This window comes from Martelella mediterranea DSM 17316 (assembly GCF_002043005.1).
In the GTDB taxonomy this organism is placed as follows: Bacteria; Pseudomonadota; Alphaproteobacteria; order Rhizobiales; family Rhizobiaceae; genus Martelella; species Martelella mediterranea.
Genome location: NZ_CP020330.1, coordinates 2,528,325 through 2,554,864 on the forward strand (window position 1 = coordinate 2,528,325; position 26,540 = coordinate 2,554,864).

Consider the following 26,540-nt stretch of genomic DNA (forward strand, 5'->3'; position numbering starts at 1 on the left):
TGTTTGCGGCATTTTTTAAAGCGTTGCCTCTAATGTCGCCGTTTAAAGTCGGCGTACGGCGGAAATAATCCGATCGCGGCTTATCCGGGCAGGCGTAAGGCGCTTCTTTCAGGCGGAACGGGCTGCGACGCGGAAACTTTTGCCGCTATCATCATTGCCACGCTTGACGCTTGTGGTAACCAAGAGGCCAATGTTGATATCCGGCGCAATGGCGGCTTCCCCGAAACCGTTCGATCCGTGCTCGCTTCGCCCTGAAGGAGGTTTTTCGTGAATTCCAGTCTGACTGATGCCCATGCCGAGCCGCATCCGGGCCGGTGGGTGGCGCTGGCCGTCTTGCTGTGCGCCGTGTTCATGAACATGCTCGACGTCACCATCGTCAATGTTGCGCTGCCCTCGATCCAGAAGGGGCTTAAGGCCTCCAATTCCGATATCGAATGGGTGGTCGCGGGCTATGTGCTGGTGTTTGCCTTGGCGCTGCTGCCGTTCGGCAGGCTCGGCGATATCGTCGGCAAGAAGCGGATGTTCATGATCGGGGTGTTCAGCTTCACCATAGGCTCGGCGCTTTGCGGGTTGTCGCATAATATCGAGCTTTTGGTTGCGTCGCGCCTGTTCCAGGGCTTCTCGGCCGCGATGATGACGCCGCAGGTGCTGGCGCTGGCGCAGGTGATGTTTCCCCCGCACGAACGCGCGCGGGCCTTCTCGTTCTTCGGCATGATGGCGGGGATTGCAACTGTCAGCGGCCCGATCATCGGCGGGTTGCTGATCGACCACGATGTTTTCAGCCTCGGCTGGCGCGCGATTTTCCTGATCAACCTGCCGATCGGCGTGTTTGCCGTTCTGGCCGGGTGGAAGCTCGTCCCCCATACGGAAAGCCATCCCGGCGGGCGCAACGACTATGCCGGCATCGCGCTGATTGCGGCGGCGATGTTCATGCTGATCTTTCCGCTGGTCGAGGGCCGCAATTTCGGCTGGCCGGCCTGGTGCTTCGCGATGATGGCGGCCGCCATTCCGATGCTGGCGGCGTTCGTGTTGTGGGAGCGTCGCCAGAACCGTCGCAACCGGCCGCAGCTTCTGGCCTTCGCGCTGATCGCGAACCGCAATTTCATGGTCGGCAGCGTGATGGCGCTGGTGTTCTTCTCAACCATGCCGGGTTTCTTCCTTTGCCTTGCGATTTTCCTGCAGGTCGGATTCGATTTCGACCCGTTGAAGTCGGGGCTCACCACGGTGCCGTTTTCAGTCGGCGTGTTCCTGGCATCCGTTGCCAATGGCCGCTTTGGCAGCGTGGCGTTGAAATTCAGGATGATCTGCGGGCTGGCGCTGCTTTTCGTCGGCATTTTCTGGCTGCGCTCCTATGTGCTGACTATCACCGATACGATTTCACACTGGGATGTGCTGGGTCCGTTGCTGACGGCGGGGCTGGGGCTCGGCATGTCGATCGCCTCGATCTTCCAGCTCGTGCTGGCCGGCGTGCCCGCCCGCGAGGCGGGCTCGGCCTCCGGCGCGCTGCAGGCCGTTCAGCAGCTCGGCGGCGCGTTCGGGATCGCGATCATCAGCGGGATTTTCTTTTCCAGACTGGCGAGCCTGCTTCCGGCCGGCGGCGACCAGCACCCGGCCTATGTCCAGGCCTTTGCCGGCGCGGTTGTCTTCAATCTGGTCGCCTATGTGATCGTGGCCGTGCTGGCGACGATGCTGCCGGCCCACAAGGCCGCAAGCGGGCCGGGCAAGGCAGAGCCGCATATCGCCTGATGTTGCCCTGTCGTAGGGCGAAGCCTACCGGTTCGCCCGGCTTGTTCAGGGCACCAGCAGTGTGCCCGCGCCGCCCTTGGTGAGGATTTCGAGCAGGACCGAGTGCTTGACCTTGCCGTTCAGGATGACCACGCCTTCGACGCCGGCCTCGATCGCCTCGATGCAGGTTTCGACCTTGGGTATCATGCCGCCCGAAACCGTGCCGTCCAGGATCAGGTTGCGCGCTTCGGCAACCGACAATTCCTTGATCAGCTCGCCATTTTTGTCGAGCACGCCCGGGACATCGGTGAGGAACAGCAGGCGCGTGGCGCGCAGCGCGCCGGCAATCGCGCCGGCAAAGGTATCCGCGTTGATGTTGTAGGTCTCGCCGGCGCGGCCCGGGGCCACCGGCGCGATCACCGGGATCATCTCGGATTTCGCCAGAAGGTCGAGCAGGGTGGTATCCACGGTCACGACCTCGCCGACAAAGCCGAGATCGAGCACGCGCTCGATGTTGGAATCGGGGTCGATCACCGTCTTCTTGGCCTTTTCGGCAAACACCATGTTGCCGTCCTTGCCGCAGAGCCCGATTGCCCATTCGCCGGTCTGGTTGATCAGGGCGACGATCTCCTTGTTGATCGAGCCCGCCAGCACCATCTCGACGATCTCGACGGTCGCCTGGTCGGTGACCCGCAGCCCGCCTTCGAACTTCGATTCAATGCCCATCCGCTTCAGCATGCCGCCGATCTGCGGCCCCCCGCCGTGAACCACAATCGGGTTCACGCCCGACTGCTTCAGCAGCGCGATATCGCTGGCGAAGGCTTGGCCAAGCTCGCTGTCGCCCATGGCGTGGCCGCCATATTTCACGACGATCGTCTTGTTCTCGTATTTCTGCATATAGGGCAGGGCCTGGACCAGGAGCCGCGCCTGCTGTTCGCTTTCCGACAGTGACATGAAGTTTCCCGCTGCAATTTGCTCAGCGGCCTTTTAGCGCAAACTCGCGATCTGGGAAACTCCTGTCCGGCGTTAACCGAAAGATGAGCTTGCGCCGGCAAACTTGATGTTTATCATCTGGGAGCGCGCATGAGGGAGGAACGGAACGCAATGGCAGGGCAGGGCTTTCATGGCGGGTGAAGACCTCGGCGTTCTGATCTCCCGGATTTCGATGCGCGATCGAAGCGCGTTCGAACTGCTTTATGAGCAGGCGAGTCCGAAACTTTTTGCGATCTGTCTTCGTATACTGGGCGAACGCGGCGAGGCGGAAGACGCCTTGCAGGATATCTTTGTGCGGATATGGCAGCGCGCCGGCACGTTCTCGACCGATGGACGCTCGCCGATGGGTTGGCTCGCCACCATCGCCCGAAACCACTCAATTGACCGGCTCCGGCAGAAAAAGCCCGCGACGCGCGATATCGATGATGTCTACGATCTCGCCGACGGCGCCAGAACGCCGGAAGAAGACGCCCACCTGAAAAGCGAGGGCCGCAGGATTGACCACTGCATGCAGCGCCTCGAGCCCGATTGGGCCTCGGCCGTGAAGGACGCCTATGTGCAGGGACTGAGCTATAATGAACTGGCGGAGCAGTACAGGGTTCCGCTCAACACCATGCGAACCCGGCTGCGCCGCAGCCTGATCAAACTGAAAGAGTGCCTGGAAGCATGACGACGCCGGAAGACACATCAGGCGACAAGCCCTACGACAGCGTCGTTGCCGGCGAATATGTGCTGGGCACGCTGTCGCGGGATGCGCGGCAGACCGCCGAGGCGCGAATGCGTTCCGATCCGGCCTTCGCCGCGCTGGTTCACGCCTGGCAGGCAAGGCTCGAGCCGCTCGACGAGGAATATGGCGAGGTGACCCCGCCGGCCTATATGCGCGGCGCCATCGAAACCCGGCTGTTCGGCACGGGCAAGGAGAAACAGGGGTTCGTTGGCCGCGCCTGGGATTCCGTCGCCCTTTGGCGCGGCGTTGCGGCGGTGGCCATCATCTTTGCTGTCGCCTTTCTTGCGAGCGAGCGCTTCCTCTCAGAGGCCCAGCCGACCCTGCTTGCCGAACTCAGCGGGCCGGACAATGCCGTCAACCTCGTGGCGCGCTACAATGCGCGCAACGGCATCGTGACGTTCACGCCGGTTGCCGCCGGCGCGGCGGATGAGCGTTCGCTGGAGCTTTGGCTGATCGCGGGCGAGGATGCACCGCTGTCGCTCGGCGTATTGCCGCAGACCGGCGAGGGCGAAATCGCGGTGCCGCGCACTGTCGCCAGCCGCATCGATGCCGGCGCTTCCTTCGCGGTCACGATCGAGCCGTTTGGCGGCTCGCCCTCAGGCGCGCCGACCGGACCGGTGATTGCCGCCGGCGAGCTGAGATCGCTCTGAGTTTCAAGAAAATATCATTATAAAACATATACGTAAAAGAAAATCGAAGAAAACTGAAACTTCTCTGTCCGGCCTTTCGTCCTTTGTTTCATAGCCAGCCACGAGGACTGGCGGAACACGAAAAGTTTGAGGAGAATTTCATGTTTGCACTTCTGAAGAAAACCGCCATCGCCGCCGCGCTTGTTTCGGGCACCGCGATCGCGGCCTTCGCCGCCAACCCGATGGTCGGCGGCGCCGAGATGTATCCGGACAAGAATATCGTCGAAAACGCCATGAATTCCGCCGACCACACCACGCTGGTCGCCGCCGTGAAGGCCGCCGGTCTTGTCGAGACGCTTCAGGGCGATGGCCCCTTCACCGTCTTCGCGCCGACCAATGAAGCTTTCGCGGCGTTGCCGGACGGCACGGTCGACACGCTTCTGATGCCGGAAAACAAGGATGCGCTGGCCAAGATTCTGACCTGCCACGTCGTCGCCGCGGATGCGATGTCGTCCGCGATCGAGAAGATGATCGCCGATGATGGCGGCGAGCATGACGTGCCAACCGTGGGCGGTTGCGTGCTGAAGGCAAAGGAAATGAACGGCACCATTACGCTGACCGATGAAAACGGCGGCGTAGCCACGGTCACGATCGCGGATGTCGAGCAGTCGAACGGCGTCATCCATGTCATCGACAAGGTTCTGCTGCCTGCCAGCTGAGGCCTCGCGGCCGGAAGCCAGCTCCAGCTTCCGGCCGGTCACGGAACCTCAATGACTGGCTGAATAGGGGCGGCAGCCCCGGGGAGGGATGGCTCGCGCCGTCCCTCTTCCTCCCCCGGGTGGTTTCATCATCCTGGTCTCGGACGACGCAGTTTCCTTCGGAATACCTGTTTTCCGCCGCGAATACGACACGCAAAAGGGGAATAGTGATCCGAAGCAACTCAGAGATGAGGAGGTTCGATCTGACAGCGTCAGGAGCGGGCTTCGCTCTGAACTGCTCGATACCGACCGGATACATGACGAGAAGACCCGGCGGAAAACACCAACCCCGGTGTCAACTGACCGCCCTTCGGGGCGGTCTTTTTGTGCGGTCACATGTTGATCGTGTCGATGATCGCCTGGCGCAACGCATCGAGCCCGTCATGTTTTTCCGAAGACGTCGCGAGAATGACGGGGTAGGCGGCGGGGCGCTTGCGGATTTTTTCTGCGGTGGCGGTCAGAAGCTTGGCGACCGCCGGCGGCTTGATCTTGTCGCTCTTGGTCAGCACGATCTGGTAGGAGACGGCGGCCTTGTCGAGCAGATCCAGCACATCCTCGTCATTCTTCTTGATGCCGTGGCGGGCATCGATCAGCACATAGACCCGCTTCAGCGTGGCGCGGCCGCGCAGATAGTCGAACACCAGCTTGGTCCACTGCTCCACCTGCGCCTTGGGGGCCTGGGCGTAGCCGTAGCCGGGCATGTCCACCAGCGCCATTGGCGGCAGGTCCTCGCCCTCGCCGGAATAGCCGTCGGGAACGAAATAGTTGAGTTCCTGGGTACGGCCCGGCGTGTTGGAGGTGCGCGCCAGCCCCTTCTGGGTGAGCAGCGCATTGATCAGCGAGGACTTGCCAACATTGGAGCGGCCGGCGAAGGCGACCTCGGCCGGGCCTTCCGGCGGCAGGAACTTCATCGAGGGCACGCCCCGGATGAAAATCCATTGTCGGGCGAAAAGCGCTGCATCCTGGGCGATCTGCTGGGTCATATCCCGATCCTTACCATGAAGAAAACGCCCGGCAAGGGTGCCGGGCGTGTTTTCCTTGAGGCGTTTGCCGCCATTTGAGCCTCTCCGAGTAGGGAGAGCTGGTCAGGCCTATTCCGAAGCCGGCTTCTTCTTGCGGAACACGCCCTTCAGATTGTCGAACAGCTCGATCTTGACGCCGTGGCGCTTCATGATGATCGACTGCTGCAGGATCGAAAGCGTGTTGTTCCATGCATAGTAGATCACCAGTCCCGCCGGGAACTGCGCCAGCATGTAGGTGAACACGACCGGCATCCAGTTGAAGATCATCGCCTGGGTCTTGTCCGGCGGCGTCGGGTTCATGCGCATCTGGATCCACATGGTGATGCCCATGATGATCGGCCATGCGCCGATCATCAGAATGGACGGCACGGACCACGGCAGAAGACCGAACAGGTTGAACAGGCTGGTCGGATCAGGCGCGGAAAGGTCCTGGATCCAGCCGAAGAACGGCGCGTGGCGCATTTCAATGGTGACGTAGAGCACCTTGTAGAGCGCGAAGAAGATCGGGATCTGGATCAGCATCGGCCAGCAGCCGGCGACCGGGTTGATCTTCTCCTTCTTGTAGAGCTCCATCATCGCCTTCTGAAGGCCCATACGGTCGTCGCCATACTGCTCTTTCAGCTCGGTCATCTTCGGCTGCATGCGCTTCATGTTGGCCATGGAGGCATACTGCTTGGAGGCGAGCGGGAAGAAGATCAGCTTGATGATGACGGTGGTGATCAGGATCGCGACACCGAAATTGCCGACCTGATGGTAGATGAAGTCCATGAGCTGGAACAGCGGCTTGGTGATGAACCACAGCCAGCCCCAGTCGATCATGCGGTCGAAGAGCCGGATGTTGTACTGGTTCTCATAGGCCGTCAGCGTGTTGGTTTCCTTCGCGCCGGCAAACACCATGGTCTTCAGGTCGGCCGACTGGCCGGGCGCGATCGTCAGCGCGGCATTGTCGGAATAATCCGCCTGATAACGCGGGCGGCCATCGGTGAAATGCGAGAACCGTGCATCGTAATTGACATTGGCCTGCGGGATGACGGCGGTGCCCCAGTATTTGTCGGTCACGCCGAACCATCCGCCGGTCGCGCCATCGAAGCTCTGGTTTTCCTTGTCGACCGACTTGTAGGTTTCCAGGGTCACGCCGGCATCGGCGCCGAACACGCCGAGGAAGCCTTCATGCAGAACCCAAGCGGACGGCTCGTCGGGCAAGTTGAAGCGGGTGATGCGGCCATAAGGCGTCACCGCGGCCTGCTTGTCGGAATTATTGGTGACCTTGTCGTCGACGGTGATCATGTATTTGTCGTCGATCGAGAAGGTCCGGGTGAACTTGATGCCGGAATCATTGGTGTAGGAAATCATCACCGGGGTCGACGGCGTCAGCTCGGAGCCCTTCTCCAGCGTCCAGACCGTCTGCGGACCCGGAACCGTTCCGGAATTGTCGCCCTGTACGAAACCGAGTTCGGCGAAATAGCCGTTCTCTGTGTCGGCCGGCGAGAACAGCGTCACGATCGGGCTCGTGGGATCAACCGAAACATGGTAATCCTTGAGCTTGATATCGTCGATCCGGGCGCCGGCGAGATTGATCGAGCCTTCGAGTGAGGGCGTCTCGATCTTGACGCGCGGCGCGGAGGCCTGCTGCGCGCCTGACTGGGAAAATACCGCATCGCTGCCGCCGGTCTGGCCCGAGACTGCTGGCGAAGCACCCTCTGGCGTAACGGTCTGTTCCTGCGTCTGCTGCTGCAGGGCGGCCTGTTCCTGGGCCTGGCGCTGGGCCTCCATGCGCGGACCCATGAAAAAGAACTGCCAGGCGAGGACGATCAGGACCGTCAGGCCGATCGCGATCATAGAATTGCGGTTATTTTCCATCTTTAATTCCTGGTGCGGAGGCCTTCCGGCTCCGTCGGATTTGAGGCGGGTTCGAGATCCGCGATTCCAGCGTGTCGACAAGCCGCGCAAACGGTGCATCGAGCACCTCGCTGCGGCCCACGATGACATAATCGCAACCGGGCTGCATTGCAAACGCTGCCTTCAGGCGGACCGCCTCTTTCAGGCGGCGGCGAATGCGGTTGCGCGCGACGGCATTGCCCTGCCGTTTTGTCACAGTAAAACCGACGCGAGGCTCCGATTGGGGCTCGCGTCGGTCGAGAACTTCAAGCAGAAAAAGGGGGCCCTTGCGCCGCTCGCCCTTTTGTACGGCGAGAAACTGTGGACGGGTCTTCAGCCGTCCGACTTTGGCCTTTTGATCGGGCCCGGACATAAGGGCGAAACGCCCTTACGCCGAAAGACGCTTGCGGCCGCGGGCGCGGCGGGCGTTGAGGACCTTGCGGCCGCCCTTGGTTGCCATGCGCGAGCGAAAGCCGTGGCGGCGTTTGCGAACGAGTTTGGAAGGCTGGTAGGTACGCTTGGTAGACATTTGTTTTAATACCGCGGTGTGCGGCCCTTCTTGAAAACCGGCCGAAACCGGTTAAGCGTGTGGTTGATGTCGTTCGCTCCGCAAAAATATATGGGTGCAGAGCCGAAACTGCGCGGCTTATAAGGGAAAGCGCCGCGAATTGTCAATCGCGCGGCTGAGAAGTCGCAGCTAGCCCGGCCCGGTTTTGCATTTGCGGCGTTCGGGCATAGTATGGCTTCAGGTTGAATCGGAGAAAGCGGATGCGGTCTGAAAACCGCCCTCGGGGCACGGAAAGTGCATCTCCCCGCGTCAGTGCCGACGGCATCGCGATGCCGCGTTTTCTCTCCGGCCTTTCCGGGCGTATCCTGATGCTGACGGTCGCCATCATCATGTTTGCCGAAATCGTGTTCTTCGTGCCGGCGGTCGCCACCATGCGCCTGCGCTGGCTTGACGACCGGCTGAACACCGCCGCCGCCGCGGTCACCGTCATCGACGGGCTTCAACCGCTCTCCCTGCCGCGCGCGCTTCAGGACGAGACGCTGATGGCGACGGGCACAAAGGCGATCGTGCTCAGGAAGGACGGCATGTCGCAACTGCTGGCGGTGACCGACATGCCGCCTGAAATCAGCCGCAGCTACGATCTGACCGATGTCGGCCCGGTGGAGGCGGTGGTCGATGCCTTTGATGAGCTTCTGTTCGGCGGTGATCGGGCGATCCGTATTCTCGGCAATATCGGCGACAGCGACGCGATCATCGAGCTGGTGATCTCCGACGACGAATTGCGCCACGCGCTGCTGATCTATGCGCGCAATATCTTCGCGCTCAGCATTCTGCTGTCCTCCGTCACCGCGATGCTGATCTTTTTCCGGCTGAATTCGATGCTGGTGCGCCCGCTCAGGCGCCAGATCGCCAATATGCAGGCGTTTTCCGAACATCCCGAACTGCCGGAGAGCGTGTTCCGCCCGAGCGCGGAACCCGATGAACTGGGCATTGCCGGTCGTCATCTGGCCACTATGCAGAGCGAATTGCAGAAGACCCTGCGCCAGCAGAAGCGGCTTGCCGAACTCGGTCTGGCCGTTTCCAAGATCAACCACGACATGCGCAATATCCTGTCCGCCGCCCAACTGATGTCGGACCGCATCGCCGGCATCGACGACCCGGTGGTCAAGCGGGTCGCGCCGAAGCTGCTGCGCGCGATCGACCGGGCGGCGCTCTATTCGCGTTCCGTGTTGAGCTATGGCCAGGTCTCCGAGGCGGAGCCGAAGCGCCGGATGATAGACGTCCAGTCGCTGGTCAACGACGTTCACGACTATCTCGAACTCTCCGCCGATCCCTCGATCGAATGGATCAACCGGGTGCCGGAAGGGCTGAAGATCGACGCCGACCCCGAGCAGTTGTTCCGGGTGATCTTCAACCTCTGTCGCAACAGCGTCGAGGCGCTCGGTCAGCAGGCCAAGGCCGAATCGGTCAACTGTCTGACGATCTCCGCCCAGCGCCATGGCAGCGTGGTGTCGCTGACGATCGACGATACCGGGCCCGGCATGCCGCAGAAGGCGCGCGAGAACCTGTTCGCCGCCTTTCGTGGCTCGGCCCGCAGCGGCGGTACGGGGCTTGGGCTCGCCATCGCCCGCGAACTGGTGCTCGCCCATGGCGGCACGATCGGGCTTGTGGAAAAGGCAGGCCAGGGTACGCTGTTCCGCATCGAAATTCCCGACCGCCCGGTGATGCTGGAAAGCTGGCGCGAGGAGAACGAAGCCGGCAGCTAAGGGCTGCGCGTGGGTATCGTCATTTTCATGTTTCAGGAAAATGACAACAATTTTCCGAAATCCGCTTGCATTCCAAATCGCAAGGTCTTAGAAGCCGTTTCGCACGCCGCAGACAGACGCGGCGACCGCAAATGGCAAGCGCTCGTAGCTCAGCTGGATAGAGCACCAGACTACGAATCTGGGGGTCAGGAGTTCGAATCTCTTCGAGCGCGCCACTTCTTCACGCACGAAAAACTTGAATATCCGCGTGCCGGGCGAGGCGTTTTGGCGTGTAGCCGCCGCGGTGCGCTTTCAGCGCGTTCGACGCCTCTGCCGGCGCGACCTCCTTCGAAAAGCTGGAGCGTCGGGCGAAAAAGTGGTCACTGGTTTTTCGCCCGACGCGGCAAAGGATCTGGGGATGGTGGCCTCATTCGGGTTGCTTGTCCGCCCATTCCGGCAGCGGAAACACCAAGTCATAAGCCCAGTTGAAGCCGAGCGCGTAGACCATGTAGAACAGCGCGAAGGATATATCCATGGCCAGCGCCTGAACGAGCGAAATGCCGAGATACCACGCGATGAACGGCATCAGCACGATGAGCAGGCCGAGTTCGAACAGAACCGCATGGACCACGCGCGACGGCATCGCCTTCTCGGTGGTGGCGAACAGGCGCTGCATGATGTGGTCGAAGATATAGTTGTAGACCATGTTCCAGAGGGCGGCGAGCGTGGCGCTTGCAACGCCCACCACGCCGATGTCGTGCATGGGCATGCCGAAGGCGAATGCGCCGAGCGGAACGATCAGAAGCAGGCCGATAATCTCGAAGCTGAGTGCATGGCGAAGGCGATCGAGAGGGGAGCGCATGGGCAACCTCAAATGAGATGCCGGGTCGTCCCGGCTGTTGTCCAATTCGGGGAGGTCGTCCTCACGCAAGCGGAGATGGCGCATGCGACCGCTCGTTTCAAGTGCCGACATTTCGAAGTGTGAAAAAGTTTGCTTCGACGTTTTGCGGGAGCGGGAACGGCGAGAGACCCGCGCGACGGTCACGGGAGCGTGTTGTCGTGGTTGACGACACGATTGCGGCCGCCCCTCTTGGCGACATAGAGGCGCGTGTCGGCGTTCTTGAACAGGGCGTTCCAGCTTTCGGACGGTTCGCGCGTCGCGACGCCGAAGCTCGCGGTGACGTCAGTTGCGCCATCCGGCAGGCCGTAGTGATGTGCCTCGACGGCGGCCCTGAGGCGTTCGGCGAACTGCAGCGCCGCCTCGACGTCGGTATCCGGCATCAGGATAGCGAATTCCTCGCCGCCCAGCCGCCCGATGATGTCGTGCTTGCGGGCATTCTGGCGCAGGACCTTGCCCACTTCCCTGAGGACCACATCGCCCTGATCGTGACCATAAAGATCGTTTATGCTCTTGAAGTGATCGATGTCGCAAAGAACGAGGGAAACCGGATTGTCGATGACCGGCAATTCCGTGTCGATCCGGTCGCCGAAACCGCGCCTGTTCAACACCCCGGTCAGCGCATCGTAGTCACGCTCGCGCCGCAAATCGTGCAGGACATCGGAAAAGGCAGCAAACAGCAGCGTAAGCGCCAGCACCGCCGCGAGGAGACCGATGGAGAAGAGCATGGCCTGCCAGAACACCGAATTTGCAAAAGCGGCCACGCCGGGAGCGATCCAACTGCCGACGGTCAGCAGGGTTCTCGGAAAGAAGTGAAGGGCGAAAAGCAGCAGGACCCAGAAGAGAACGCGATCGACGGGGCGGGGCGCCGGACGCTTCGCAAGGGGAACCGTTGCCGAAACCATGATCAGGCCATAGCCGAAATGCTGTACGTAGATACGGGCGGTCAGATTCCGATCAACATAGAAAAAATACCAGAGCAGCGCCATGATGACCGCGAATACGGCCAGGCAGAGCCACCAGTTGAATGGTTTTTCGGCGCGCAGGAGTATCCCCTGCACGGTCAGTAATACCGCAAGCGTATAGAGTGCGCCGGAAACAAGGGCATTCGCTCCAACGCCCGGAGGCCAGCCGAGAATTTGCGAGAGCGAGCCCAGTGTGAACAATAGGCACGATAGCGCTAGCACCGGCAAATAAAGCAGCCGCCTTTCGATCAGCCAGAACACTGCAAAGGCGAGACTGAATGTCAGAACGATGCCCGGACCCGTCAAGGAAAGGATTGTTCGCGCTACCACAGTTTCCATCGGACATCAGGCTTCTGAAATAAACAGCTGGTGGAAATCAACATCGGAGAAGGCTGCGATCAATCTCTCCGGACTGCAGGCGACTGCACGTATAGATTGTTTCCGGAGAAAAAGTAAGCTTTTAGTTTCAAAATATTTCATTGTCGGCACGTTTTGAGCGTAGGCGGCAAGAAATATCAACGCCAATTAGAGCAATTCTGACTGAAATGGAAGCAGTTATGTATGTCTAGCCCTACCTTTACATGCGGGTAGGGTCACCCGACGTGGTCGTTGCTATGCTCGGGGATTTCGAAAACGCGGCAGCCGGTTTGGCTTGCAGCCGTTGACTTTCATGATTTCAGGATCGCGGAATGCCCGTGATTCAGCCGCCACAATCGGTTACGGGCGCGGTACCGGCTCATGTAGAGGGAAGTAACGCCGTGTAGAGGCAGGTCTCAACAAAACGACCCGCCGCGACTATCCGCGACGGGTCGTTTTGCGAGCGACCGTTTTATAGCAATTCCAGGTGAAGTGGACACCGGTGCACCGTCCGGAATTGCGTAAAAACAAAGAGATAGAGCCTTTCCGTGAAATGCGGAAAGGTTCTAAAGAACAGGTCAGCCGTATTCCGCCATATCGGCCGCCACTGCGGCCTGCATCTCGTCCAGCACGTCGGGAAGCGCGCTAAGGACCCGGTTCCAGCGCGGCATCAGCGGCGTTGCGTCCGGGGTTTCGAGGAAGGCGTTGCCGGCTTCCGTCAGGTTGGTCGCAAACAGTTCGACCGCCTGTTCCTCCTTGTGCCGGTCGGTGGAAAGCCCGTTCATGCGGGCGTCGTTGTGGTAGGTCTCGACCAGATCCAGCGCGGTGCGGAAATAGGCCGCCTTCACCGTTCTGAGCGTCTCCTGCGAGAAGGTCACGCCGTCGGTCGCAAGCTTGCGGAAAACGGTCTTGCAGATGTCCGTGGACATGCGCGACAGACCCTGCTGGGCATCCTCCTGCGAAAGCGGCTGGTGCTTGTGGTCGTAGGCGTCGGAAATATCGACCTGGCAGATGGCATTGTTGGAATAGTTGCGCCACAGTTCCGACAGCACGCCGATCTCGAGGCCCCAATCCCACGGAATGCGGATATCGGGCAGGATGTGCGTACGCATCGCGAATTCGCCGGCGAGCGGATAGCGGAACCCCTTCAGGTAATCGAGATAGGGCTGGTGGCCGATGGTCTTTTCCAGCGCCAGTAGAAGCGGCGTCACCAGAAGCCGGGTCACGCGCCCGTTGAGCGAACCGTCGGCGATGCGCGGATAATAGCCCTTGGCGAACACATAGGGAAAGGCGGGGTTGGTGACCGGATAGACCAGGCGGGCCAGCATCTCGCGGGAATAGGTCACGATGTCGCAATCATGCAGAGCCACGACGGACGAGTTGCGCGCGCCGAGAACATAGCCGATGCAGTACCACACATTGCGGCCCTTGCCGGGTTCTGCCGGCGCCAGCGACGCTTCGCCCAGCCGGTTGTGGACGGCCTGCATGCGCGGGCCATCGTTCCACAGCACCGCGTGGTGCTGGGGCAGGCGGCTGAAATATTTCAGCGCGTAGCGATACTGTTCCTCATCGGCGCGGTCGAGGCCGATGACGATGTTGGAAATATAGGGCACCTCAGTCAGGTGTTTGACGATGTTGTCGAGTGCCTCTGCCTCGAGCTCGGAGAACAGGGAGGGCAGGATCAGCGTGATCGGGCGGGTCGCCGAAAAGCTCGAAAGCTCGCGCTCTACGCGATGGAGCGAGCGTTCGCGCAGGTTGTGAAGCGTCGCGACGACGCCGTTTTGATGAAAGTCAGCCATGGCGACGCTCCTGATTTTTGTGCTTGCGGCAGCGACGGGCTGCCGATTGGAATATGGATCAGAGCGGGCGGCTTTCAACGCTGCAAGGCCGCTCGATCGTCATTGTTATGCGGCAACTCCGCGAAGGGCGGGTGGGTCCGTCCAAGTGCGAACTGCTCATGCATTTACCAACTATATTATGCCAATAATTGCAATATCATGTCATTCCAGCCGTAAGGGCCCGTCCGCTCGGACCGGGCGATGAAGCCTTCGCGCTCGCGATCCGAGACCGGCAATTCGGCATGGGCGGGATTGGCGATGATGAAACCCCTGTCGGCGGCCTCCAGCATGGCCGCGTCATTGGGCGCATCGCCAAGCGCCACGGCGAAAACCGGCTCATCCGAGGTTTCCGCAAAGTGGCGGGCGATCTTTTTCATGGCCTCGGCCTTCGAGGTTTTCGGCATCAGCGTGAAGAACCGGCCGCCCTGGACCGCCTGAAACCCATGCGCGTCGAGAATTGCGGCAAAGGTCGCGCGCGCGTCCTCGCCGCCGGACCAGAGGCCGGGCTCGGAAAAACGGCGTGTGCGGGCAAGGCGGGCGCTTTCGAGCGACATGCCGGTCCTCTCGGCGACCTCGGCATCGCTCCAGTCACCGAAACCCTGGTAGTGGCGGCGCAAATCCGGGTCCATGGATGACAGCACCGCGCGTAGCCTGTCATAGACACCGTCTTCCTCCGCTTCGCCATCGGGCATGTTGACGATGCCCGCGCCGTTTTCCACGATCATCGGGTGCTCGATGCCGATCGCGGCGGCGATCGGTCGCATCTCGGCCTCGGTCTTGGAGCTTGCGAGAACGAGCGGGATGCCCCGCGCCTTCAAGAGCTCCAGCGCCGGTCGGGCTGGCTCGAAGGAATAGGTCTCGTGGTCGAGGAGCGTGCCGTCGAGATCGGTGAAGACGATGTGCATCGGATGACCTTTATGCGTCTCAGTTTCTGGCAAGAAACTGCCGCGCCGCATAAAGCGCGATCGCCGAGGCATTGGAAACATTGAGCGATTTGATCTCGCCGGGCATGTCGAGCCTTGCCAGCGTGGTCACTGTCTCGCGGGTCTTCTGGCGCAGCCCCTTGCCTTCCGCGCCGAGCACCAGCGCGATCTTGTCGCCGCGAAGGCTCTCTTCCAGCACGGCGGGCCCCTCCGAATCGAGCCCGACCGTCGTGAAGCCCATGGCGTGGAGTTCATCCACCGCCTTGGCCAGATTGGTGATCTGGATATAGGGAATATATTCCAGCGCGCCGGAAGCGGATTTGGCGAGCACCCCGGATTCGGCCGGGCTGTGGCGCATGGTGGTGATCACCGCGCCGGCGGCAAACGCGACGGCGGAACGCAGGATCGCGCCGACATTGTGCGGGTCCGTTACCTGATCGAGCACCAGGAGCAGCGGGCTGTCCTGCAGCGCATCCAGCTTGCGGACCGGCAGCGTGCGCGCCTTCAGCATCACGCCCTGATGGATCGCGTCCTCGCCGAGAATGTCGTCGATCTCCTTCGGCCGGACGATCTCCACCGGAAGGTCTGCCGGCAGTTCCAGCCCGTCCGTCAGGCGGGCAAGCGCGTTCTGAGTGATCTTGAGCGCAATCAGCGTGCGCGCCGGATTCTCGATTGCCGCGCGCACGGTGTGCAGCCCGTAAAGCAGCACCTCGTCGTCCGCCACCGGCAACGGACCGGCCGGGCCGCGCTTGCCCTGACGGGGCGGGGCAGGGGGCAGGTCGCCGCGCGCGCGCTTGCTGTCGCGGTGGGTGCGTCGGAGCTTGGCGTAGTGGCTGTCTTTGGCGGAGCCGTCGCGGTCGTGTTTCTTGTTCATGGTCTTTTTATAGAGCGGCGGGCCGCTTCCGGCTAGACGGTTGGCGCCGGTTTTGCACTGCGGCGCGCCCGCATTGCGGGCCAGATGATTTTTCAGCGGAATTTGTGAAGCGCCGTGTTGACAGAGCGTCATCAGCCGGTCATATACGCGGCGCAGATCGAAGCGAGCCGGCGTGCCGGCGCGGTATCGATCGGCGGCATGGCCGCCATCCAGGCTGGTACTGGAGGAGTGCGTGAGTGGTTAAAACGGACGGACTGTAAATCCGTTGACTTAGTCTACGTTGGTTCGAATCCAACCTCCTCCACCACCGGACCTGGGACCTGATCCGAGCGGAGCGAGGACCGGCGGATCACGCAGACAAGTTGCTGGTTGGAACGCCGATCCGAGTGTATCGAACCGAACGCTCTTCTTAAGTTCCGCGGGTATAGCTCAATGGTAGAGCAGCAGCCTTCCAAGCTGAATACGCGGGTTCGATTCCCGCTACCCGCTCCAATCCATCTCACGCCAATATCACAAGAATAATCTTTCATCGCCCTGGTTACGTGGACGATTATGTTGCGTCACGCCATTGCGTTCGTTATGGAAGTCTCGTATAGGTTGTATTTCGTTGTGATGCGTTTCGGGGTTGCGGGATGGGGCGTGTTCCGGGCGGGCGTGGGGCGAAAGCGCCTGCGGGGATTGACTTGGACCACTGTTTCTTTTGAATAGGCCGGAGTTCAACCTGTTTCAGGTTTATGCCGACCGATTGGAGTGGCCTGACTTTGCCGTCGCCGCTCCTACAGTCCCTGACGCATAAAGGTTTCGGTCGTCGCGGTTGCAGCAGCGTGATGAGTTTGATGGGGTTCTCCGGCCGGTGGATATCATGCAGTCATTGATCGTGACGGGTGGGCTGGCGATTCTGGCGGGCAGCTTTGTCCTGGCCTGGTTTACCGGCGGCCGGCAGCGCTATCTGATGCTTTTCGCAATTGCGCTGCTAACGGTGGACGCGGCCTTCATAGGCATGTTTCTCCGTCCTTACGTGCCGGATAATATCGCCTTGCCGTTCAGCAATATGGCCTTCATCGCCGCCCAGCTCACCTTCGGGGAATCTCTGCTTCAGCGGCGCGGCAAGTCCTTCGGGCGGACTTTCATAATCGGCATGTTCGTCCTCCTCAGCGCGGTCTATGTCGTGCTCTACCTTACCTCGACGATCGAGATTCGCACCGCCGGCATCAATATCGGCCTGATCGTCATCTTCGTCGTCACCCTCAAGCATATCTGGATCCGTCGCGACGACACCATTCACGACAAGCTGATCTTCTGGACCTTCATAACCCTTGGGCTGATGCACACCATCCGCACGGCCGGCGTGTTCTTCAATCAGGATATCGCCAACCCGCAGTCGGTCTTCTGGGGCTTCCTGCAGCTCTATATCCTGCTTCTGGCGATGATCCTGACGCTCGAGCTGCTGGCGTCGCATTTCGTGGAACGACTTGAGACGGCAAACACGCTGAGGGATCGCGATCACCTTACCGGTGTCCTGAACCGGGCCGGCTTCGAGCGCGCGGTGGGCGCGATCTATGCCGGGCGGACGCGGGTGATGGTGAGCCTGGTGTTGATCGACATCGACGAGTTCAAGGCGATCAATGACGCGCTCGGCCATCCGGTGGGCGATGCGGTGCTCCGGCGCGTCGGCGCGGTGCTGATCGATCAGTCGCGCGCCGGCGACATCGTCGGGCGCATTGGCGGCGACGAGTTCGCGATCCTTGCCATCGACCTCGGGGCGGAGGGGGCCGGCGCGCTCGGCGAGCGCATTCGGCGGCGGCTCGACGAAGATGCCTCAGCCGGTCAGGGCCGGCAACTCTCCGCCCGCTGCAGCGTCGGCGCTGCGACCATCAACATCGAACGTGGCTACGAGACGCTCTATGCCGCCGCGGATGCAGCGCTTTACGAGGCCAAAAGGCTGGGCCGCAACCGTGTGGTGAGCGGTGCGGCCGACAGCGGCCGCGACACGGAGCAGGGCGCCGGACGCGTGGTGCCGTTCGTATCCGAGCGGCGGCGCACGGACATCTGACGGGCTTTCGGGCGCTTCCCAGATTTTGTCTTGCTTATTGCTTCCGAAAGCCTTAAACGGCGGCACTAAACCGGTTCGCCGGGGCATCCGTGTTACCAGTTACAGGAAGCATTCACATGGCAAAAGCAAAGTTTGAGCGGAGCAAGCCGCACGTAAACATCGGCACGATCGGCCACGTTGACCATGGCAAGACGTCGCTGACGGCAGCGATCACGAAGTATTTCGGCGATTTCCGCGCGTATGACCAGATCGACGCGGCTCCGGAAGAAAAGGCTCGCGGCATCACCATCTCGACCGCGCACGTCGAGTATGAGACCGACAAGCGTCACTACGCCCACGTCGACTGCCCCGGCCACGCCGACTATGTGAAGAACATGATCACCGGTGCTGCCCAGATGGACGGCGCGATCCTGGTCGTGTCCGCCGCCGACGGCCCGATGCCGCAGACCCGCGAGCACATCCTGCTTGCCCGTCAGGTTGGCGTTCCGGCGATCGTCGTGTTCCTGAACAAGGTCGACCAGGTCGATGACGAAGAGCTGCTCGAGCTCGTCGAAATGGAAGTCCGCGAACTGCTCGACTCTTACGAGTTCCCCGGCGACGAAATCCCGATCATCAAGGGTTCGGCTCTCGCCGCTCTCGAAGATTCGGACAAGAAGATCGGCGAAGACGCCGTTCGCGAACTGATGGCCGCCGTCGACGACTACATCCCGACGCCCGAGCGTCCGATCGACCAGCCCTTCCTGATGCCGATCGAAGACGTGTTCTCGATCTCGGGTCGCGGTACGGTTGTTACCGGTCGCGTCGAGCGCGGCATCGTCAAGGTTGGCGAGGAAGTCGAGATCGTCGGCATCAAGGACACCCAGAAGACGACGGTTACCGGCGTTGAGATGTTCCGCAAGCTGCTCGACCAGGGCCAGGCCGGCGACAATATCGGCGCGCTTATCCGCGGCGTTCAGCGCGATCAGGTCGAGCGCGGCCAGATCCTCTGCAAGCCCGGTTCGGTTACCCCGCACACCGTGTTCAAGGCAGAAGCCTACATTCTGACGAAGGACGAAGGCGGCCGTCATACGCCGTTCTTCACCAACTATCGTCCGCAGTTCTACTTCCGCACCACGGACGTGACCGGTGTTGTCACGCTGCCGGAAGGCACGGAAATGGTTATGCCGGGCGACAACGTCACGGTTGACGTCGAGCTGATCGTTCCGATCGCGATGGAAGAAAAGCTGCGCTTCGCGATCCGCGAAGGCGGCCGCACGGTTGGTGCAGGGATTGTTGCTTCGATCATCAAGTAAGACTTGATCGAACGAAATTGAGAAGCCCCGTCGGAGCGATCCGGCGGGGCTTTTTTTTATTGGCGCGATTGAAATCCATGGAAAGCAAGCTTGACATCGCGAATGCTCAGCTTCAATGTAAAGCAAGCTTTACAGGAGGTGCGCTATGAAAAAATACCTGGGTCTGATGTTTGCGGGTCTCGCCGCATACATGCTGACGCTCTTCCTCGCCCAACGGCTTCTGGCCGGCGGTCTTGAGCCGGACTGGTTGCGCATCTCTCTCTCGATCGCGCCCATGCTGCCTGTGGCGGCGATATGCTGGATCGTGTTTCGGTCGATCTCCAGGCTCGATGAAATGCAGCGCAAATTGCAGCTGGAAGCGCTGTCGCTCGCGTTCGCGGGCACGGCGCTGATCACCTTCGGTTACGGGTTTCTGGAAGGCATTGGCATGCCGCGGCTTTCCATGTTCGTCGTCTGGCCGCTAATGGCGGTTTTGTGGGTGGCCGGTTTGGTGATCGGGCGGATTCGGTATCGATGAACAATCGTATCCAGGAGTTGCGGCGCGCCCGCGGCTGGTCGCAGGCGGATCTGGCCACGCGGCTTGAGGTATCCCGTCAGACCGTCAACGCGCTTGAGCGCGGACGTTACGATCCGAGCCTGCCGCTCGCCTTCGCGATTGCGCGCCTGTTCGAGCTCGCAATCGAGGACATATTCCTGCCGTAGGAATTCCCGGCCCGGGGAAGTCAGAGCGTCACATCGGCTCCCCGACCTCGACAATGTGTCCGTCCGGATCATAGCAGCGAAACACCTTCTGGCCCCAGGCCTGGGTTTCGATGGGATGGATCAGCTCTGTCTCTTGTGGCATCCGCGCTAACATCGCCTCAAGTTCGTCGGTTTCGAAATAGAGCATGAGATTGCCGCGGCCGTAGCGGCTTCGCTCGCCGACCGGCGAGCCGAACATGGTCGCCTCGAGGGCAGCGCCGTTGTGGAGCGCGAGGCCGTTTTCCAGTTGGACGAAATCGCCGTGGTCTTGCGCGATCGTCTGGCCGAGCAGGTCGCAATAGAAGGCGAGCGACCGTTTCATGTCGGAAACGAAGACGAGCGTATTGATGAAGACCGGCCTTGCCATGGCATCAGCCGCCGCCCACGAGCAGCAGGGCAATCGGCAGCGTTATGATCGAAACCACCGTCTGTACCGTCACGACCGCGGAATAAAGCCTCGCGTCGCCGCCGAGCTGGCGGGCGAGCACATAGCCGTTCATGGCGGTCGGCACGCTGGCGCCGAGCACCATGACGGTAAGCGCCATGCCGGTGATGCCGAAGGCCGTGGCAAGCGCGTAGGTGACCAGCGGAAACAGGATCAGCTTCAGCGCCGTCGGCAGCAGCACCATCGGCTTCGGCTTCAACGCGTCGGAAATCACCAGTCCCGCGCCGACCAGAAGCAAGCCCATGCCGAGCGCCGCGCGGGCCATCAGGTCGAGGCCGGCATAGAGCGGATCGTAGATCGGTATGCCCAGCACATTGATGATGATCGACACGAGTGCCGCGATAATCAGCGGATTGGTGACGACATTGCGCACCATCACCATGATGTTGGTCTTTCCCTCCGAAAACAGCACCAGCACGAGAACATTGATGATGTTGAGCGGAACGATCGTCGCCGTCATCATCAGCGAGATCACCGCCATGCCCTCGAGGCCAGCAAACTTGTCGGCGATCGCGAGCGCCACAAAGGCATTCCAGCGCGTTGTCGTCTGGAACACGGAGGTAAAGGCCGGGCGGCTGAGGCCGGTGCGTTTCAGGATCGGCCAGAGCGCGATGGAAAGCGCGGTTATCGCGGCGACGGCCAGAAGCGCGACCCAGCCGATCCGTCCGGCATCGAGCGACGAGAAGTCCGCGCGCGCCAGCGTGGTGACCAGCAGCGCGGGAAACAGCACGTAGTAGCCGAGCTGGTTGAGGCCGGACCAGAACGCCTCGCTGAACAGCGGTACGCGCTTCAACACCGCGCCGAAGGCGATGACGAGAAAGATCGGCAGGACGCTTTCGAAGATGATGAGCATGCGGATTCCCGGTTATCAATTGTGCCGCGGTTAACTTTGCCGCCGATCACTGCTTGCCAGATGGCTGCGGTTTCTGCCAGAGATAAGGTCGGAAGGGTAAAACAAATGCAGGAAGTCCGCGTGCGGCGTTATCAGGTGGCGATATTGGGCGTGTGTCTCGCATGCCTGCCAGTGGAACTCGCCGTCAGCGGCGCAATCCTGCTGGCGATCGCCTTCATCGATTACATGTTCGACCCCAACCGCATGCTGCGCGGCGATCTGGAGCCGATGCAGGAATAGCCCGTCATTGCTGCCGGGCGATGGCCGCCATGCGGTCTAGCGCACCCTGCAGAATGAACGAGGCGGCCGCCGAATCGATCCGCCCGGCGCGTTTCTGGCGCGAGACATCCATTTCCAGCAGCGCGCGTTCTGCGGCCACCGTCGACAGCCTTTCGTCCCAGAAGCAGAACGGCAGGTCGGTCTTTTCTTCCATGCTGCGCACGAAGGCCCGGGTCGCCTGCACGCGCGGCCCGGCGCTGCCATCCATGTTCATCGGCAGGCCGATGACGAAACCGGCGATGCGCTCCTTCTCCGCGAATGCCAGCAGCGTTTCGGCATCCCGGGTGAACTTGGTCCGCTTCAGCACCGGCCGCGGCGTGGCAAATCGGCGCGAGAGGTCGGAAACGGCAAGGCCGATGGTCTTGGTGCCGAGATCGAGCCCGGCAATGGCTTTGGAAGGGGCAAGCGCTGCGGCCAGCTCATCGATTGTATGGACTGTCATTATTTTCCTGGCGCCTTTTGCCGCGCTGTGATGGAAAATGGCGCGCGATCGCATTAGGTGTTGGAGGAACACTTAACGCCAGCAAGGAGGAAAAGCAAAATGAAGCTTACCTGGCTCGGGCATTCCGCGTTTCGTCTGGAAACCGCGAAGGCAACCATTCTCATCGATCCGTTCCTGACCGGCAACCCGTCGTTCAAGGGGCTTGACCGCGATGCCGCGGTCAAGGGCGTCACCCATGTACTGCTCACCCACGGCCATGGCGACCATCTCGGCGATACGGTGCCGATCGCCAAGGAGACCGGCGCCACCGTGCTCGCCAATGCCGACCTTGCCGCCTGGCTTGGCAAAAAGGGCGTGGAGAAGCTTGAGGCCGGCAATACCGGCGGCACGATCGATTTCGGAAACTTCACCGTCACCTTCACCAACGCGCTGCATTCCTCCGCCTTCATCACCGAGGATGGCGTTTCCCATGCGCTCGGCAATCCGAACGGGCTGATGCTGCATATCGATGACGAGCCGACGACCTACCACATGGGCGATACCGACATCTTCGCCGACATGGCGCTGATCAACGAGTTGCACGCCCCGCAGGTGGGTCTGGTGCCGGTCGGGGACCGGTTCACCATGGGCGGCGCGGTGGCGGCGCTTGCCTGCCAGCGCTATTTCAATTTCGAGACGGTGCTGCCGATCCACTACGGCACATTCCCGATCATCGACCAGACGCCGGAGTCTTTCGTGACCGGCATGGCCTCGGGGCCGACGGAAGTGCTGACGCCGAAACCGGGCGAAACGGTCGAACTCTGATCAATTGCCCCGTTGCGAAGGGCGGTCCCGCCCTTTATAGCGTCAGGGACAGATTAGAACCGGAGAGCTTTCATGTCCGTAGACACCGCGACCGTAAAACGTGTTGCCAAGCTGGCCCGCATCGCCGTCGATGACGAAGCGGCCGAGCGCATGACCGGCGAGCTGAATGCGATCCTCGGTTTCGTCGAACAGCTTGGCGAGGTCAATGTCGACGGCGTCGAGCCGATGACCTCGGTGATGCCGATGGCGATGAAGAAGCGCGAGGACATCGTTACCGATGGTGACAAGGCCGACGATATCGTCGCCAACGCGCCCGAGACGGAACGCAATTTCTTCCTGGTGCCGAAGGTCGTCGAATAGACCCCGCCGCCTTCCCCAGCGACCCGCAACAAAGTGACGCATATGACCGAACTGACCAGCCTGACCATCGCCGAGGCCCGCGACAAGCTCAAGGGCAAGGAAATCACCGCGACCGAGCTCACCGCCGCTTATCTCAAGGCGATCGATGCGCACAATGCCGCGTTCAACGCCTATGTCGCCGTCACCCACGACCAGGCGACGGCGATGGCCAAGGCCTCCGACCTGAAGCTGTCGCAGGGCACGGCCGGCGCGCTGGAGGGCATTCCGCTCGGCGTCAAGGACCTGTTCGGTACCCGTGACGTGCACACCCAGGCGGCATCTAACATTCTCGACGGGTTCAAGCCGAAATATGAATCGACCGTCACCCAGAACCTCTGGGATGATGGCGCGGTGATGCTCGGCAAGCTCAACATGGACGAGTTCGCCATGGGCTCCTCCAACGAGACCTCCTATTACGGGCCGGTGATCAACCCGTGGAAGGCCAAGGGATCGAATATGGATCTGGTGCCGGGCGGCTCGTCCGGCGGCTCGGCGGCGGCTGTCGCGGCGCATCTGTGCGCGGGGGCTACCGCGACCGACACCGGCGGCTCGATCCGCCAGCCGGCGGCGTTCACCGGCACGGTCGGCATCAAGCCCACCTATGGCCGCTGCTCGCGCTGGGGCGTGGTGGCGTTCGCCTCCTCGCTCGATCAGGCCGGCCCGATCGCCCGCGATGTGCGCGATGCGGCGATCCTGCTGAAATCCATGGCGAGCGTCGATGACAAGGACACGACCTCGGTCGATCTGCCCGTGCCGGATTACGAGGCCGCCATCGGCCAGTCGGTCAAGGGCATGAAGATCGGGATTCCGAGGGAATACCGCGTCGACGGCATGCCGGAGGAAATCGAGAAGCTCTGGCAGCAGGGCATCGCCATCCTGAAGGATGCCGGCGCCGAGATCGTGGATATCTCGCTGCCGCACACCAAATACGCGCTGCCCGCCTATTACATCGTGGCGCCCGCCGAAGCCTCCTCCAACCTTGCCCGCTATGACGGCGTCCGCTACGGGTTGCGCGTGGAGGGCAGGGACATTGCCGACATGTATGAAAAGACGCGGGCCGAAGGCTTCGGAAAGGAAGTGCAGCGCCGCATCATGATCGGCACCTATGTGCTGTCAGCCGGCTATTACGATGCCTATTACCTGAAGGCCCAGAAGGTGCGCACGCTGATCAAGCGCGACTTCGAAAACGTGTTCGCGGAAGGCGTCGACACCATCCTGACGCCCGCCACGCCATCGGCCGCCTTCGGCATTGCCGATCAGGACATGGCGAATGATCCGGTCAAGATGTATCTGAACGACATCTTCACGGTGACGGTCAACATGGCCGGCCTTCCCGGCATCTCCGTGCCCGCCGGCCTCAACCCCAAGGGCCTCCCCCTCGGCCTCCAGCTCATCGGCAAGCCGTTCGAGGAAGAGACGCTCTTCCGCACCGCCGCCGTGATGGAGCAGGCTGCGGGCAGGTTCACGCCGGAGAAGTGGTGGTAGTTTTCCGCCGGTTCGCCAAACCCGGCGGCGAGCGCTGCCGGGCTCCGGTTTTCTCACCGACCTGACGTTCCTCAAGCCCTGAATTTGGGTCATTCTGCGGCATTCTCAAGACCTCTTTTTCCCGCCGCCTCCGGGTGTCATTTCCGCCATATTCAAAAGGCTCTTGCCGGCCAGAACTGATTTGGAAGGCAAGGTTTGAAAACGTTTTCTCTGGTGATGCTGGCAGGCCTCGTTGCGCTGTCGGCCTGTACGCCCGCGCTCTCGCCGCAGAACGAGACAGCCGCGATCGATCATTTCGTAAGCCCGCTGGAAGGCAAGTCGGAGGCCGATGGGGCTGCCGGTCCCGATGACCGGCTGCGTCTGTCCTACGCCGCGGACAAGCCCGCCCAGACATTGACGGCGGCCTCGAAGGCGCTGGACATGGTGCTGCAGCTCGGCAGCAACAAGATCAGCGTCTATCGCTACCGTGATCCGGAAAGCGGAAAGGCCGTCTATTTCGACGGCGACGGCAACAGGCTCGGCCAGTATCTGTTGCGCAATCCGGTGCCCGATGGCCGGGCGACATCCGGCTTCGGCCCGCGGTATCATCCGGTGCTTGGCTATTCGCGCATGCATTCGGGCGCGGACTGGGCAGCCCCCGTAGGCACCCCGATCTACGCCGCCGCCGACGGGACGGTGACTTTTGCCGGTTCCCATGGCGGCGACGGCAAGAGGATCGAGATCGATCACGGTCACGGCTACGAGACCAGCTACAGCCACCAGAGCAAGTTCGCCGCCGGCGTCAAGGTGGGCAGCCATGTAGAGCAGGGCCAGTTGATCGGCTATGTCGGCAAGACCGGCCTCGTCACCGGCGCGCATCTGCACTACGAAGTCTCGATCAATGGCCGCAAGGTCGATCCGCGAAAGGTGCACTTCATCCGCGAGGGCAGGCTTGAGGGCACGGCGCTCGCGAAGTTCAAGGACTATGTGAACGGAGACGAAGACGCCTGACGACCCACGGGGGTGTCGGCGGAAGCTTGCACGCGTGAGCGATCTGCCTCGGCCTCACTCCGCCGGGCTGGTGATCAGCGCCGAGAGTTTGGCCGAGGCCTCGTTCAACAGGCCGACATGGCCGATCGCCTCTTCCAGCGACAACCGCTGCAACGGAGCGTGGAAGGAGAGCGAGGAGACGAGGCGGCCGAAGGCGTCGCGGATCGGCACGGCGACGGCGATCATGCCGTCCATGAATTCCTCGTTGTCGGTGGAATAGCCGTTTTCGCGTATGCGCTTGACCTCGGCCATCACCGCCTCGGGCGTTGTCATGGTATTGGTCGCGTGCGGGGTCAGTTCCGCCGCGTTCAGATAGCCTTTTAGGTGCTTGTCATCGAGCGAGCTCAGATAGATCTTGCCGGCGGAGGTGCAATAGAACGGCACCCGCGAGCCCACGGGGAGCTGGATCCTCAGCGGCCACTTGGTCTCCACGCGCTCCAGATAGATCATCGCGTCGCGGTCCGGCAGCGAGATGTTGCAGGTCTCGTTGATCTGTTCGGCCAGCGCCGTGAGGATCGCCTGGCGCGCGGTGCGGATCCTCAGCGACGACATGATGCCCGCCGACATGATCCGGAGCCGGCTTCCGGGTGAATAGCCACGACCATCGATCTCGCGCTGGATGAAGCCTTCGGCCTCGAGCGTCGAAAACAGCCGGTGGATCGTCGGCTTCGGCAGGCCCAGCGCCTGGTTGACTTCCGTCGGCGTGACGGGCGCGCCCGCTTCCGCGAGCGCCTCCAGCACCATCAGCAGGCGAAGGTTGGTCGGTATCTGGCCGGTCTGATCATCCACGGGTTGCCACCATTTTTCATTATGAACTGATCGGGGCGGCGGATGCTCCG

General features: G+C 61.6%; 28 protein-coding genes and 3 tRNA genes. 17 read left to right on the top strand and 14 right to left on the bottom strand.

From position 1 onward, the window contains the following. The first annotated feature begins 267 nt into the window (after positions 1-267). Positions 268-1,746, top strand: coding sequence for an MFS transporter (locus tag Mame_RS11800; RefSeq protein ID WP_018063724.1), 1,479 nt, complete (start codon positions 268-270; stop codon positions 1,744-1,746). A gap of 45 nt (positions 1,747-1,791) precedes the next feature. Here the strand turns inward: Mame_RS11800 and argB are convergent, their stop codons facing one another. Further along, on the bottom strand, positions 1,792-2,679 hold the full coding sequence (gene argB / locus Mame_RS11805) for an acetylglutamate kinase (protein WP_018063723.1): 888 nt from the start codon (positions 2,677-2,679) through the stop codon (positions 1,792-1,794). Positions 2,680-2,848: 169 nt separating this feature from the next. On the opposite strand from argB, the gene Mame_RS11810 reads away from it, so the two are divergent. The 3 genes from Mame_RS11810 (at position 2,849) to Mame_RS11820 (ending at position 4,793) form a co-directional block, all read left to right on the top strand. After that, on the top strand, positions 2,849-3,388 hold the full coding sequence (locus Mame_RS11810; RefSeq protein WP_018063722.1) for a sigma-70 family RNA polymerase sigma factor: 540 nt from the start codon (positions 2,849-2,851) through the stop codon (positions 3,386-3,388). Then, on the top strand, positions 3,385-4,095 hold the full coding sequence (locus Mame_RS11815) for an anti-sigma factor (RefSeq protein ID WP_018063721.1): 711 nt from the start codon (positions 3,385-3,387) through the stop codon (positions 4,093-4,095). Before Mame_RS11810 ends, Mame_RS11815 begins: the two co-directional genes overlap by 4 nt. Positions 4,096-4,235: 140 nt before the next feature. Further along, positions 4,236-4,793: a fasciclin domain-containing protein gene (locus tag Mame_RS11820; RefSeq protein WP_018063720.1), complete on the top strand. Its 558-nt coding sequence runs from the start codon at positions 4,236-4,238 to the stop codon at positions 4,791-4,793. 371 nt (positions 4,794-5,164) lie between these two features. On the opposite strand, the gene yihA is transcribed toward Mame_RS11820, so the two are convergent. The 4 genes from yihA to rpmH form a co-directional block, all read right to left on the bottom strand. Further along, complete coding sequence (yihA, locus tag Mame_RS11825; RefSeq protein ID WP_026173282.1) at positions 5,165-5,815, bottom strand: ribosome biogenesis GTP-binding protein YihA/YsxC; 651 nt, start codon at positions 5,813-5,815, stop codon at positions 5,165-5,167. A 108-nt stretch (positions 5,816-5,923) separates the two neighbouring features. Beyond that, on the bottom strand, positions 5,924-7,714 hold the full coding sequence (gene yidC / locus Mame_RS11830; RefSeq protein WP_026173281.1) for a membrane protein insertase YidC: 1,791 nt from the start codon (positions 7,712-7,714) through the stop codon (positions 5,924-5,926). Next, complete coding sequence (rnpA, locus tag Mame_RS11835) at positions 7,704-8,105, bottom strand: ribonuclease P protein component (RefSeq protein WP_079920767.1); 402 nt, start codon at positions 8,103-8,105, stop codon at positions 7,704-7,706. Before rnpA ends, yidC begins: the two co-directional genes overlap by 11 nt. A 15-nt stretch (positions 8,106-8,120) precedes the next feature. Beyond that, positions 8,121-8,261, bottom strand: coding sequence for a 50S ribosomal protein L34 (rpmH, locus tag Mame_RS11840; protein WP_079920770.1), 141 nt, complete (start codon positions 8,259-8,261; stop codon positions 8,121-8,123). A 239-nt stretch (positions 8,262-8,500) separates the two neighbouring features. On the opposite strand from rpmH, the gene Mame_RS11845 reads away from it, so the two are divergent. Further along, entirely contained in the window at positions 8,501-10,006 is a 1,506-nt protein-coding gene (locus Mame_RS11845) for a sensor histidine kinase (protein WP_026173280.1), read from the top strand. Positions 10,007-10,144: 138 nt separating this feature from the next. Continuing rightward, positions 10,145-10,221, top strand: a tRNA-Arg gene (locus Mame_RS11850). Between the two features lie 191 nt (positions 10,222-10,412). On the opposite strand, the gene Mame_RS11855 is transcribed toward Mame_RS11850, so the two are convergent. From Mame_RS11855 to Mame_RS11875, 5 genes are all read right to left on the bottom strand, one after another. Next, positions 10,413-10,847: a PACE efflux transporter gene (locus tag Mame_RS11855; protein ID WP_018063714.1), complete on the bottom strand. Its 435-nt coding sequence runs from the start codon at positions 10,845-10,847 to the stop codon at positions 10,413-10,415. Positions 10,848-11,026: 179 nt separating this feature from the next. Further along, the gene (locus tag Mame_RS11860; RefSeq protein ID WP_033409661.1) at positions 11,027-12,187 is read right to left on the bottom strand and encodes a GGDEF domain-containing protein; all 1,161 of its coding nucleotides are present in this window, start codon (positions 12,185-12,187) and stop codon (positions 11,027-11,029) included. 596 nt (positions 12,188-12,783) lie between these two features. After that, on the bottom strand, positions 12,784-14,004 hold the full coding sequence (locus tag Mame_RS11865; protein WP_018063712.1) for a glycosyltransferase family protein: 1,221 nt from the start codon (positions 14,002-14,004) through the stop codon (positions 12,784-12,786). Between the two features lie 176 nt (positions 14,005-14,180). Then, entirely contained in the window at positions 14,181-14,948 is a 768-nt protein-coding gene (locus Mame_RS11870; protein WP_018063711.1) for an HAD-IIB family hydrolase, read from the bottom strand. A gap of 19 nt (positions 14,949-14,967) precedes the next feature. After that, a complete protein-coding gene (locus Mame_RS11875) occupies positions 14,968-15,840 on the bottom strand; it encodes a TrmH family RNA methyltransferase (protein ID WP_026173279.1) in 873 nt (290 codons plus the stop codon). A gap of 222 nt (positions 15,841-16,062) precedes the next feature. Here Mame_RS11875 and Mame_RS11880 point away from each other — a divergent pair. The 6 genes from Mame_RS11880 (at position 16,063) to Mame_RS11905 (ending at position 19,887) form a co-directional block, all read left to right on the top strand. Continuing rightward, positions 16,063-16,147: transfer RNA gene (locus tag Mame_RS11880), tRNA-Tyr, on the top strand. 111 nt (positions 16,148-16,258) lie between these two features. Continuing rightward, a tRNA-Gly gene (locus Mame_RS11885) sits at positions 16,259-16,332 on the top strand. Between the two features lie 370 nt (positions 16,333-16,702). Continuing rightward, complete coding sequence (locus Mame_RS11890) at positions 16,703-17,893, top strand: GGDEF domain-containing protein (protein ID WP_155122095.1); 1,191 nt, start codon at positions 16,703-16,705, stop codon at positions 17,891-17,893. A gap of 116 nt (positions 17,894-18,009) precedes the next feature. Further along, positions 18,010-19,185: an elongation factor Tu gene (tuf, locus tag Mame_RS11895; protein WP_018063709.1), complete on the top strand. Its 1,176-nt coding sequence runs from the start codon at positions 18,010-18,012 to the stop codon at positions 19,183-19,185. Between the two features lie 145 nt (positions 19,186-19,330). After that, positions 19,331-19,702: a hypothetical protein gene (locus tag Mame_RS11900; protein WP_018063708.1), complete on the top strand. Its 372-nt coding sequence runs from the start codon at positions 19,331-19,333 to the stop codon at positions 19,700-19,702. Beyond that, on the top strand, positions 19,699-19,887 hold the full coding sequence (locus Mame_RS11905; protein ID WP_018063707.1) for a helix-turn-helix transcriptional regulator: 189 nt from the start codon (positions 19,699-19,701) through the stop codon (positions 19,885-19,887). The genes Mame_RS11900 and Mame_RS11905 overlap by 4 nt, the downstream gene beginning before the upstream one ends. Positions 19,888-19,915: 28 nt before the next feature. Here the strand turns inward: Mame_RS11905 and Mame_RS11910 are convergent, their stop codons facing one another. Together Mame_RS11910 and Mame_RS11915 are read right to left on the bottom strand one after the other, a co-directional pair. Beyond that, positions 19,916-20,293 carry a VOC family protein gene (locus tag Mame_RS11910; protein ID WP_018063706.1) on the bottom strand — a complete coding sequence of 126 codons (378 nt, stop codon included), beginning with the start codon at positions 20,291-20,293 and terminating at the stop codon, positions 19,916-19,918. 4 nt (positions 20,294-20,297) lie between these two features. Next, positions 20,298-21,224 (bottom strand): AEC family transporter, encoded by a 927-nt coding sequence (locus Mame_RS11915; protein WP_018063705.1) that lies wholly within the window; start codon positions 21,222-21,224, stop codon positions 20,298-20,300. Positions 21,225-21,329: 105 nt separating this feature from the next. Here Mame_RS11915 and Mame_RS26680 point away from each other — a divergent pair, with 105 nt between their 5' ends. Then, positions 21,330-21,503, top strand: coding sequence for a hypothetical protein (locus Mame_RS26680; RefSeq protein ID WP_018063704.1), 174 nt, complete (start codon positions 21,330-21,332; stop codon positions 21,501-21,503). Between the two features lie 4 nt (positions 21,504-21,507). Here the strand turns inward: Mame_RS26680 and ruvX are convergent, their stop codons facing one another. Continuing rightward, complete coding sequence (gene ruvX / locus Mame_RS11920) at positions 21,508-21,984, bottom strand: Holliday junction resolvase RuvX (protein ID WP_018063703.1); 477 nt, start codon at positions 21,982-21,984, stop codon at positions 21,508-21,510. 99 nt (positions 21,985-22,083) lie between these two features. Here ruvX and Mame_RS11925 point away from each other — a divergent pair, with 99 nt between their 5' ends. From Mame_RS11925 to Mame_RS11940, 4 genes are all read left to right on the top strand, one after another. Continuing rightward, complete coding sequence (locus tag Mame_RS11925) at positions 22,084-22,788, top strand: metal-dependent hydrolase (protein ID WP_018063702.1); 705 nt, start codon at positions 22,084-22,086, stop codon at positions 22,786-22,788. Between the two features lie 72 nt (positions 22,789-22,860). Beyond that, complete coding sequence (gene gatC / locus Mame_RS11930) at positions 22,861-23,148, top strand: Asp-tRNA(Asn)/Glu-tRNA(Gln) amidotransferase subunit GatC (RefSeq protein ID WP_018063701.1); 288 nt, start codon at positions 22,861-22,863, stop codon at positions 23,146-23,148. Positions 23,149-23,190: 42 nt separating this feature from the next. Then, entirely contained in the window at positions 23,191-24,672 is a 1,482-nt protein-coding gene (gene gatA / locus Mame_RS11935; protein WP_018063700.1) for an Asp-tRNA(Asn)/Glu-tRNA(Gln) amidotransferase subunit GatA, read from the top strand. Between the two features lie 195 nt (positions 24,673-24,867). After that, positions 24,868-25,662: a M23 family metallopeptidase gene (locus Mame_RS11940; protein ID WP_235726796.1), complete on the top strand. Its 795-nt coding sequence runs from the start codon at positions 24,868-24,870 to the stop codon at positions 25,660-25,662. Between the two features lie 54 nt (positions 25,663-25,716). Here Mame_RS11940 and Mame_RS11945 read toward each other — a convergent pair whose 3' ends face one another. Next, positions 25,717-26,490, bottom strand: a complete 774-nt coding sequence (locus tag Mame_RS11945; RefSeq protein WP_018063698.1) for an IclR family transcriptional regulator — start codon at positions 26,488-26,490, stop codon at positions 25,717-25,719. Positions 26,491-26,540 lie beyond the last annotated feature (50 nt).

Coding starts and splice junctions, on each gene's coding strand:
- argB (WP_018063723.1), bottom strand. CDS start 2,679: ATGTCACTGTCGGAAAGCGAACAGCAGGCGCGGCTCCTGGTCCAGGCC.
- Mame_RS11810 (WP_018063722.1), top strand. CDS start 2,849: ATGGCGGGTGAAGACCTCGGCGTTCTGATCTCCCGGATTTCGATGCGC.
- Mame_RS11815 (WP_018063721.1), top strand. CDS start 3,385: ATGACGACGCCGGAAGACACATCAGGCGACAAGCCCTACGACAGCGTC.
- Mame_RS11820 (WP_018063720.1), top strand. CDS start 4,236: ATGTTTGCACTTCTGAAGAAAACCGCCATCGCCGCCGCGCTTGTTTCG.
- yihA (WP_026173282.1), bottom strand. CDS start 5,815: ATGACCCAGCAGATCGCCCAGGATGCAGCGCTTTTCGCCCGACAATGG.
- yidC (WP_026173281.1), bottom strand. CDS start 7,714: ATGGAAAATAACCGCAATTCTATGATCGCGATCGGCCTGACGGTCCTG.
- rnpA (WP_079920767.1), bottom strand. CDS start 8,105: ATGTCCGGGCCCGATCAAAAGGCCAAAGTCGGACGGCTGAAGACCCGT.
- rpmH (WP_079920770.1), bottom strand. CDS start 8,261: ATGTCTACCAAGCGTACCTACCAGCCTTCCAAACTCGTTCGCAAACGC.
- Mame_RS11845 (WP_026173280.1), top strand. CDS start 8,501: ATGCGGTCTGAAAACCGCCCTCGGGGCACGGAAAGTGCATCTCCCCGC.
- Mame_RS11855 (WP_018063714.1), bottom strand. CDS start 10,847: ATGCGCTCCCCTCTCGATCGCCTTCGCCATGCACTCAGCTTCGAGATT.
- Mame_RS11860 (WP_033409661.1), bottom strand. CDS start 12,187: ATGGAAACTGTGGTAGCGCGAACAATCCTTTCCTTGACGGGTCCGGGC.
- Mame_RS11865 (WP_018063712.1), bottom strand. CDS start 14,004: ATGGCTGACTTTCATCAAAACGGCGTCGTCGCGACGCTTCACAACCTG.
- Mame_RS11870 (WP_018063711.1), bottom strand. CDS start 14,948: ATGCACATCGTCTTCACCGATCTCGACGGCACGCTCCTCGACCACGAG.
- Mame_RS11875 (WP_026173279.1), bottom strand. CDS start 15,840: ATGAACAAGAAACACGACCGCGACGGCTCCGCCAAAGACAGCCACTAC.
- Mame_RS11890 (WP_155122095.1), top strand. CDS start 16,703: ATGCAGTCATTGATCGTGACGGGTGGGCTGGCGATTCTGGCGGGCAGC.
- tuf (WP_018063709.1), top strand. CDS start 18,010: ATGGCAAAAGCAAAGTTTGAGCGGAGCAAGCCGCACGTAAACATCGGC.
- Mame_RS11900 (WP_018063708.1), top strand. CDS start 19,331: ATGAAAAAATACCTGGGTCTGATGTTTGCGGGTCTCGCCGCATACATG.
- Mame_RS11905 (WP_018063707.1), top strand. CDS start 19,699: ATGAACAATCGTATCCAGGAGTTGCGGCGCGCCCGCGGCTGGTCGCAG.
- Mame_RS11910 (WP_018063706.1), bottom strand. CDS start 20,293: ATGGCAAGGCCGGTCTTCATCAATACGCTCGTCTTCGTTTCCGACATG.
- Mame_RS11915 (WP_018063705.1), bottom strand. CDS start 21,224: ATGCTCATCATCTTCGAAAGCGTCCTGCCGATCTTTCTCGTCATCGCC.
- Mame_RS26680 (WP_018063704.1), top strand. CDS start 21,330: ATGCAGGAAGTCCGCGTGCGGCGTTATCAGGTGGCGATATTGGGCGTG.
- ruvX (WP_018063703.1), bottom strand. CDS start 21,984: ATGACAGTCCATACAATCGATGAGCTGGCCGCAGCGCTTGCCCCTTCC.
- Mame_RS11925 (WP_018063702.1), top strand. CDS start 22,084: ATGAAGCTTACCTGGCTCGGGCATTCCGCGTTTCGTCTGGAAACCGCG.
- gatC (WP_018063701.1), top strand. CDS start 22,861: ATGTCCGTAGACACCGCGACCGTAAAACGTGTTGCCAAGCTGGCCCGC.
- gatA (WP_018063700.1), top strand. CDS start 23,191: ATGACCGAACTGACCAGCCTGACCATCGCCGAGGCCCGCGACAAGCTC.